At 38.7% G+C, this 8,976-nt stretch carries 6 protein-coding genes and 1 riboswitch; of the genes, 1 reads left to right on the plus strand and 5 read right to left on the minus strand.

Annotated elements, in window-relative coordinates:
* Positions 1-470: 470 nt before the first annotated feature.
* From LQ50_RS04275 to LQ50_RS04295, 5 genes are all read right to left on the minus strand, one after another.
* Positions 471-1,514 (minus strand): ribonucleotide-diphosphate reductase subunit beta, encoded by a 1,044-nt coding sequence (locus LQ50_RS04275; RefSeq protein WP_034626472.1) that lies wholly within the window; start codon positions 1,512-1,514, stop codon positions 471-473.
* 24 nt (positions 1,515-1,538) lie between these two features.
* Entirely contained in the window at positions 1,539-3,806 is a 2,268-nt protein-coding gene (locus tag LQ50_RS04280) for a ribonucleoside-diphosphate reductase subunit alpha (protein ID WP_034626474.1), read from the minus strand.
* A 138-nt stretch (positions 3,807-3,944) separates the two neighbouring features.
* A riboswitch (cobalamin riboswitch) is annotated at positions 3,945-4,127 on the minus strand.
* A gap of 236 nt (positions 4,128-4,363) precedes the next feature.
* Complete coding sequence (locus tag LQ50_RS04285; protein ID WP_237563641.1) at positions 4,364-5,908, minus strand: glycine betaine uptake BCCT transporter; 1,545 nt, start codon at positions 5,906-5,908, stop codon at positions 4,364-4,366.
* Between the two features lie 335 nt (positions 5,909-6,243).
* Positions 6,244-6,564, minus strand: coding sequence for a YbjQ family protein (locus LQ50_RS04290; RefSeq protein ID WP_034626476.1), 321 nt, complete (start codon positions 6,562-6,564; stop codon positions 6,244-6,246).
* Positions 6,565-6,579: 15 nt separating this feature from the next.
* Entirely contained in the window at positions 6,580-7,524 is a 945-nt protein-coding gene (locus tag LQ50_RS04295; protein ID WP_034626477.1) for an alpha/beta hydrolase, read from the minus strand.
* 158 nt (positions 7,525-7,682) lie between these two features.
* On the opposite strand from LQ50_RS04295, the gene LQ50_RS04300 reads away from it, so the two are divergent.
* The gene (locus LQ50_RS04300; RefSeq protein WP_034626479.1) at positions 7,683-8,912 is read left to right on the plus strand and encodes a PucR family transcriptional regulator; all 1,230 of its coding nucleotides are present in this window, start codon (positions 7,683-7,685) and stop codon (positions 8,910-8,912) included.
* Positions 8,913-8,976: the final 64 nt, after the last annotated feature.

The raw sequence follows: 8,976 nt of genomic DNA on the forward strand, positions 1-8,976 counted from the left end.
CCTGCTTATCATTATTTCCAAGTAAGTACCTTTCTGAACAGACATTATATCAAAGAAAAGAATGGTTGTCGCCGAGAGCACTGAAAAAGGGCGTTTTTTCCTTTTTCAGTGCTCTCGAAGCAATGAGCGGAACCGTTGCCTTGTTTTAAGCCAGCTATGAGTGGGTTTCATTGGTGCAAACTTACTTTGTACCGGCAGCCGACCTTAGGAGGCTCATGTTTCTCGTAGCAGGCGCGCAACGTGTGGAGCCATTGCTACTTCCTCAAATTTACTAAATGGACTTTTTCAGTGGCTGCCGTTTTTCATTTTTCAGCGCTGTTGACGCCATCTCGGCTTCACTGAATAACTTTCAAAAGCTTTTTCAGCGACTCTAGCTATTCTTCAAGAAAAAAAGAAGAGTTCTTTCCAATTTCAAACTGGAAGATGCTCTTCTCGTTAAATAAACGTTTATTTAATATGAATAGGAACCATTACAACTCATCAAACCCATTCACATCTGATACTTTCACATATTGTCGTGACTTTTGTTCAAAGAAGTCACTTTTGCCGCTATCGACATCTTCATAAGCCTTAATCCATTTCATTGGATTTTGACGATACCCCTCAAAAGGTCGTTCTATCCCTAATTGGTTAACACGTTTATTCGCCATGAACTTAATGTAGCTTTCCAATTCATTCATGTTTATTCCTTCTAACTTATCACCAATAATTGACCTGCCCCAATTGATTTCTAATTCAGCCGCTCGCTTAAACGTATCTTGGACAAACTTGTGATTTTCAAGCGTATTAAGCTCTGGATTTTCTTGTAATATCTCTTTAAAAATATGTGAGAATAAATTTACATGTAATTGCTCATCACGATTAATGTAATTGATCATTGTACTTGATGATACCATCTTTTGGTTTCTTGCCAAGTTATAAAAGAAGGCAAAACCAGAATAAAAATTAAGGCCCTCTAAAACAACATCAAACACAATAGACTCTAAAAATGTTTGTGGTGTTGGGTTATCGACAAAGCGTTGATACCCTTCTGCGATAAAGTCATTTCTCTCTCTCAAGATAGGGTCTTGCTTCCAATACTCAAAGATTTCATCTTGTTCCTGCTTAGGTACAAGACTTGATAACACATAAGAGTACGATTGATTATGAACCACTTCTTGAAACGACAGAACTTGCATTAACGCAGCAAGACTTGAATCCGTTAAATACTCAGCTACTTTCCCAGAATAGTCTGTTTGGACACTATCAAGAAAGGCTAGCAAACCAATAATTTTTTTGAATGCATATCTCTCATCTTCAGAAAGCTGAAGCCACTGTTTCATATCATTCGACATATTAATTTCAAAAGGCGTCCAAAAGTTCGCAAGCATATTTTTATACATCGGATACGCCCATTGAAAACGAACATCGTCCCAATTTAAAATATTTGAACTTTCCCCATTAATAATCCCAGTTGAGGCATTTGGGGCCGTTGGGTCATATAATTTACGAGATTGTAATGTATTTTGATTCATATTTTAAACCTCACTCATAATAAATTAAGAAGAACAACTTTCACACTCTTCAATTTCAACCATTGAAGTCGACCTTGTATAGTACGTCGTTTTCAGGTTTGACTTCCATGCCTCCATATGCAAATTCAGTAAGTCTTTTGCTTTAATTGTATTTTTGACATAGAAATTAAATGAAATCGATTGGTCGATATGACGTTGGCGCGCTTCATTTTGCTTAATGCTCCATAACTGATCAATTTCATATGCTGACTTGTAATACCATGTCGTTTCCGGCGATAGATCTGGAGCAGTAACTGGAATTTTATAGTTCTTTTTCTCCTCAGAATATTCCTTTTTAAAGATCGGATCAATGGATGCTGTCGTCCCTGCAATGATTGCTGTCGTCGAATTTGGTGCCACGGCCATTAAATAGGCATTACGAATTCCTTTTTCCCTTACACTTTGACTAAGCTCTGTCCATTTTCCGCTCGTATATTGGCGGTTAACGAAATAATTGCCTGTTTCCCAATCAGATCCTTCAAAAAGTGGATAGGCTCCTTTTTCCTTTGCCAGCTCATTACTTGCACGGATGGTTAAAAAGGCAATCCTCTCATATAAATGATCCGCAAATTCTATCGCTTCATCTGATTCCCATCTGATTTCTTTCAGAGCTAGTAAGTGATGCCAGCCAAATGTACCTAACCCAATAGAACGGTACTTTTGATTCGTTATTTGCGCTTGAGGAACCGGAATATTATTTAGATCAATAACATTATCAAGCATCCGCACTTGAATGGAAATTAGCCTTTCAAGGACGTCTTCAGTCACTGCCTTTGCTAAATTAATAGAAGATAAATTACAAACAACAAAGTCACCAGGTTCTTTGACGACAATGATTTTGCCATCCTCGGTTTTTTCCTCAACCACTGTTGTTGCCTTCATGTTTTGGGTGATCTCTGTACACAGATTACTACAATATACCATGCCTTGATGGCGGTTGGCATTCGCCCGATTTACCGTATCTCTATAAAACATATAAGGCGTTCCTGTTTCAAGCTGACTCTTTAAGATTTCTTTGAAAATATCAATAGCTGGCACAACTTCCCACAATAATCCTTTTTCCCCTAATAATCCATTGTTCGCAGCTTCCACACACTCTTTGTACTTATCTCGGAAACTTCCCCTTCCTCTTTCTTCATCATAATAATCTTCTAAACTAAAACCTAACGTTTGACGTATCGTATGCGGGTCGAATAAATACCACTCTTCCCTCGCTTCAACTTTCTCCATAAACAAATCTGGCAAACAGACACCTGTAAATAAATCATGGGTGCGCTGCCTTTCATCGCCATTATTTAATTTCACAGCCAAGAAATGAAAAATATCGCGGTGCCAAATATCTAAATAGACACTAATCGCACCTTGTCTTTGACCTAACTGGTCGACACTTACTGCCGTGTTATTTAGCTGTTTCATCCATGGGATGACACCAGATGATACTCCTTTAAAGCCTCTAATATCACTACCACGACTACGAAGTTTTCCTAAGTAGGCACCAATGCCACCACCACTCTTACTCAGCGTCGCAATATCCGTATTACTGTCATAAATCCCTCTGAGACTATCATCAACGGTATCAATAAAGCAGCTTGATAATTGGCCATAGCTTTTCCCAGCATTTGAGAGAGTCGGAGTTGCCACCGTCATATAGAGGTTCGAGATAGCCCAGTATGCCTCTTTGATCAGACTTAATCGTTTTTCCTTTGGTTCATTCACCATCAACGTTGCGGCAATGATCATAAATCGTTCCTGAGGTAACTCGTACAACTTGCCACTATGCGATTTCGCCAAATAACGATCAGCTAATGTTAATAAACCAATGTATGTAAATAACGTATCCCGTTCAGGCGCAATCTCCTTTTCTAGTTCTTCTAGTTCTTCTTTTGTATAATGTTTCAAAATTTGCTCTGAATAGATTCCCATCTTCGTTAACTCTGAAACTAGTTGATAAAATGATCCATACCTTAAGCTAGCATCGTAGCTTCTTGAATGTGCTGCTTTTTTATAAAGCTGCTTCAAAAAGACATTCGCCGCGACAAAAGTCCAATCAGGCTCTTCCATGGAAATCCTTTCAACTGAAGACAAAACGAGCAAATGAATCAGTTGATCCTCTGTGATGTTTTCTTTTGCGGAAATCGCTTGTTCAATCTTGTCCTGATAAGCCGTAAAATCTAGCTTTGGATATAAACTTGTTAATTCATCAATTTGCGTTAATGCATAATCTACTAGTGATGTTGTCGTCAAACTTTCCATTCATCTTCCTCCTTAAAATCAAATAAAAAACGCCCTTTCTCTAGAGATGAGAAAGAGCGTAAAACGGCGTAAGAGTAAGTTTAAGACCCACTTTCGATTGGTCCTCTATACCGTCTCACTTCTTACACCCCGAAGATAGCTGACTTAAAAATGACGGCAGGTCTCCTGACTCGTGCTTCCCTCTACTTTGAGCCTTCCCATGCTTAATCAAAAAGCACAGTGGATCCTCATTTCGTCCACACTTACAGTTGCGGGGGCAGTTCTGGCTTCCTACCAGATTCCCTATTAAGTCTATAAGACACCGTTCATTTCGTAAAATCAATATATAGTTGTTACAAAACTGGTTTAATACGATATATTGTATATACTATAGTAATTTTTCTCCTAAAGCAAGGAAAACCTATTTTCAATCTATAAAAAACTAGGTTTAACCTATGAAAGTATAGGCTAAACCTAGTTTAGAAATTCGCTCTAATTTATGGGTCTATCAAGCGAACCGGCGCGTCACATTTTTCTACATCGCCCTCACAAACTCTCCCGTTCATACGGACTTACCTTCATCCAGCTATTTTCTTTTTCACTGTTTTTTCTTTTTCATACGGCTGCTGCCCTTTAAGTTCTTGGTTCAATTCTTTTACAAGTCCGTAGCACATGATTAAAACAATAAAAGAAAGTGGCAACGCACTAACGATGATGGCTGTTTGTAGACCAGCTAATCCTCCAGAGGCCATTAAAACAGCTGTAGACGCCACTAAAATTAACCCCCACGTAACCTTTACTCGGTTGGATGGGTTTAACTTCCCGCCCGTTGTTTGCATACCTAAAACAAAGGTTGCAGAGTCAGCTGAGGTAACGAAGAACGTCGTAATTAAAGCAACCGTCAATATCGATAAGATGATCCCAAGTGGCAGATGCTGATACACAAAGAAAAGCGCTGTTTCAAGTGCTTGACCTGACACGTTTAATCCTTGTGTAACCTCAAGAAAAATCCCCGTCCCACCGAAAACAGTAAACCAAATGGCACAGACCACTGAAGGAACAAGAAGAACCGCTACCGTAAACTCACGAATCGTTCGTCCTTTCGACACACGCGCTATGAACATTCCAACAAAAGGAGTCCATGAAACCCACCATGCCCAGTAAAACACAGTCCAGCCTTGTGTCCATGCTGCCTCACTCTCATCAAAAGGAGCTAAACGCAAGCCCATGGGAATGAGATTTTGTAAATAGCTTCCTAAACTCGTTGTGAACATATTAAGCAAAAATAAAGTTGGACCAAGAATTAACATCGCAAAAAACAGTATTGTAGCAATAGACATGTTTGCAAGACTTAAATACTTGATTCCTTTAGAAATGCCTGTATTCGCTGAAATGATGAAAAGAACAGTTATGATACCCATGATGATCATTTGTACCATAAAGTTATTTGGAATCCCCACCAAATATTCTAGACCTGCATTTATTTGCTGTGATCCTAATCCAAGCGATGCTGCTACCCCAAACAACGTTGCAAACACAGCAACAACATCAATCGTTTGCCCAATCGGACCTTTCACCTTTTCACCAAGTACAGGATAAAGAGTTGCACTCATTAAACCTGGCGCGTCTTTCCTAAATCTTTGATAGGCAAGAGCTAATGCTACGATCGCATAAATCGCCCAAGCATGTAATCCCCAATGAAGCCATGTATAGCGCATTCCGACAATGGCAGACTGTTCGGTACCTCCCTCTCCTGTAGGTGGTGTTGAAAAATGCGCAATCGGCTCAGACACACCATAAAACAGAAGACCAATCCCCATCCCAGCTGAAAATAACATCGAAAACCAAGCCGGACGGCTATATTCAGGTTTAGAATCTGGTTTCCCAAGTTTGATTTTCCCATACTTACTGAAGATCATGAACAACGCAAACATAAGAAAGAATGTTGCAACTAATTGATAAAACCACCCAAAAGACTCAAGGACAAAGCTTTGCGCAACCTCCATTGCTGCCCCTAGTTGATTAGGGATCAAGACACCAATCAATACAAAAATAACACTAATCCCCACTGATACTTTAAAAACCGACCTATCATTATCACTTTTATCCGAAATAGTAAACACTCCTTTTCTTAATTAGCTTTCTAGTAAGAAACTGTTGACAATACATACATATTTAATTAAATCATATTCAAACAAAAAAATTAAAAATGATTTGAACGCATATTTAGCAATCTTTCCTGATCTTATATGCTGATAATAGATCAGCATATACATAGTTAAGATTACGAGTAAATAAGTCAAGATCCTAGAAATATCTACAATCTTTTGTCCAATTTTGACTATTTTGTTATAAAAATGCTCAATTTGCCTACATTTAAAGGCCACTGAAAAAGGTGAAAAGTCGCACCTTTTTCAGTGCCCTCTTACATTCGCGGATGGAGCATCTTAAGGAAAAGTTATTTTTTTTCAATCACAGCTGCTGTACCATAGGCAATAATTTCTGCTGCTTGAGCCATGACGGTAGACGTTTGCATTCTCATCCCAATGATCGCGTTGGCCCCTTTCTCTTCAGCTTCTTTCACCATTCGTTCTACCGCTAACTTACGTGCTTCCGTCATCATTTCGTTGTAGCCCTTTATCTCACCTCCAACAATTCCTTTTAACCCAGCCGTTATATCACGCCCAATATGCTTTGTTTGAATCGTACTACCTTTAACATAGCCTAATACCTCTTTCGTTTCATAACCAGCTACTTCTTCAGTTGTTACTATCATCATATCGCTTTCCCCTTTCTAATAAACATAGCGGTTAAGCCAGTTTTTCACTACCGTAAGCAACTCTTCAGATATTGGTTTTTCACCAATGTTTTTATAAACTTTTTTCAGTTGTAAAATATCAGCTTGCTCATTTTGATCTCGAAGCATGTGATTCATTCCTTTAATCAGATACGTTTCTGTCTCTGCTGTTGTATACTTTCCGACTTCATACACTTGTTTAGGTGCTACTTGCACATCTTTAGAGCCTGTAACAGCAAGAATCGGACAATCTACTTGAGCTAGGCTTTGATAGATGTCATATTCATAATGTTCTTTGAACCACTTGGCATTAATTTTCACCCCTTGATATCGAATAACGTCCCTTTTTGCCAATGACACTTTCCGATCAAATTTTTGCCCTTGTTTTTGTACTTTGTCTCCTACATTTAATAGGCGAATCAGTGTGCCTTTAGCTCCTTTTATTTTTTTTAAGGAATTGGCCATTAAATCTCTTTGATAATTTTGAGCTTCAGCTAGTGACTGCGCTGCACCAGCTAAGAAAATCAGCCCCGCTAAGCCTTCTCCCTTAGCCACTTCTGAAGCTAGCATACACCCTTCACTATGCCCAAGGACAAAGATCTTATGTCGGTCAACAATTGGTTGAGCTTGCAAAAAATGAAGCGCGCTCTTAGCATCGTCAATCAAATCCCAAAAACCTGTTTTCAAGAAGTCTCCATGACTCTTTCCCGTTCCGCGTTTATCATAGCGAAGTACAATAAATCCACTCTCCGTTAAAAAAGCAGCAAGCTGATTGTATAAATGGAACGATTGACCGGGTTTTGTTCCATTTCCGTTACGATCAAGCGGGCCTGAGCCTGCTATAATTAAAATAGCCGGTAACGCGACAGGTGATGTGGCAGGATAAGTAAGCGAACCAAATAATTGTCCCTTTTCACCAAATTGAACCTCTTTTTCCGTCATCAGAGCCACCCCTTTATATTTAGAGATAAATAAAGCAGCACATCTTCGGACACATTGTACATCTAACGAATCTCATCAATATGCGACTACAGTATACTCAGTTTCTCTAAGATTATGCTATAGTATCACTACAAACATAAAAAAATAGGGGGTCATTGATGAACTCAAATAAATTTGACCGTGTTTTCGATTCACTTGAAGATTTTGTTGATACGATAAGTGAAGTTCTTGCTTGTCCCGTCACACTCGAGGACGCCAATCATCAATTACTAGCCTATAGTTCACATGATGATGAGACCGATGCTGCAAGGATTTCGACCATTATTGGGAGGCGGGTTCCAGAAAAACTCGTGAATCGCTTTTGGAAAGAAGGAGTCATCCCAGCTTTAAATCAAAGCGATAATCCTATTGCAATAAACAGCATCATGGATATGGGATTACGTAATCGAGTGGCCATCTCGATAAGAAAGAATCAAGAAGTACTTGGGTACATTTGGGTCATTGAAGTCGATACAAAATTGACAGAAGAAGATAAAAAGCTATTAAGGGTCGCTTCTGCCAAGGCAAAAAACCTCTTATTACAGTTGAATTTACAAAAGAAACGTCGCGAGAAAAATCATCAAGAAATCTTATGGCAGATTATCACTGGCGATACCTATTCACATGAAGCAACTGCAAGGCTTTTAGATAAAGCGGGAATTGCTTCACAGAAATCGCTAGCCTTTATGCTCATTCGTTTTCAAAAAATGACTGACACCCTTTACCGAAATGTTATGTATATTGTGAAGACCACAAGCAAAGTAAGCATGTTAATTGATACCATTGATGACAATCAGCTTATTTGTTTAATCAGCCCGGTTACGGAAACCGACAATAATCAGGCTGACCTTATTCATTTTATGGAAACAATCCAACGCCAAATGAGCGAACGATTTCAGATTCATCATCTATCTATTGGCTGTGGATATTTATATACTGATTACTCTAAACTCACACAAAGTTTTAAAGAAGCACAAAAAGTCGTTCAAATTAAATCTAATGGATTAACTGAATTACAGCAGGCATTTTTTTACCATGAACTTGGTGTGTTTCGTCATCTTGACGTGTTGCATAGTCACAGTAAAGATCTTGTTATGAACCCCGCTCTCATTCAATTGCAGCTTTATGATCAACAACACGCTACTTCACTGTATGAAACACTAGATATCTTTCTAAATAGAGATGGCAATATGAATGAGGTAGCAAAAGAGTTACATATTCACGTTAATACACTTAGCTACCGGTTAAAAAGGATTCAAGAGATTGCGAAGACTGAGCTGAAAGATCCGATACAACGGATTGGTCTTTATTTAGATATGAAATTAAAAAAACATCAAACAGAGAGATAATTGTCTGTTGATTAAAACAGCACCGAAAATCGAAAGGCCACTGAAAAGGTACGATTTCACCTTT

Source organism: Halalkalibacter okhensis (assembly GCF_000787375.1).
Classification (GTDB): domain Bacteria; phylum Bacillota; class Bacilli; order Bacillales; family Bacillaceae_D; genus Halalkalibacter; species Halalkalibacter okhensis.

Excerpts from the sequence above, each read along its gene's own strand:
- LQ50_RS04275 (WP_034626472.1), bottom strand. The coding sequence starts at position 1,514 with ATGAATCAAAATACATTACAATCTCGTAAATTATATGACCCAACGGCC.
- LQ50_RS04280 (WP_034626474.1), bottom strand. The coding sequence starts at position 3,806 with ATGGAAAGTTTGACGACAACATCACTAGTAGATTATGCATTAACGCAA.
- LQ50_RS04290 (WP_034626476.1), bottom strand. The coding sequence starts at position 6,564 with ATGATGATAGTAACAACTGAAGAAGTAGCTGGTTATGAAACGAAAGAG.
- LQ50_RS04295 (WP_034626477.1), bottom strand. The coding sequence starts at position 7,524 with ATGACGGAAAAAGAGGTTCAATTTGGTGAAAAGGGACAATTATTTGGT.
- LQ50_RS04300 (WP_034626479.1), top strand. The coding sequence starts at position 7,683 with ATGAACTCAAATAAATTTGACCGTGTTTTCGATTCACTTGAAGATTTT.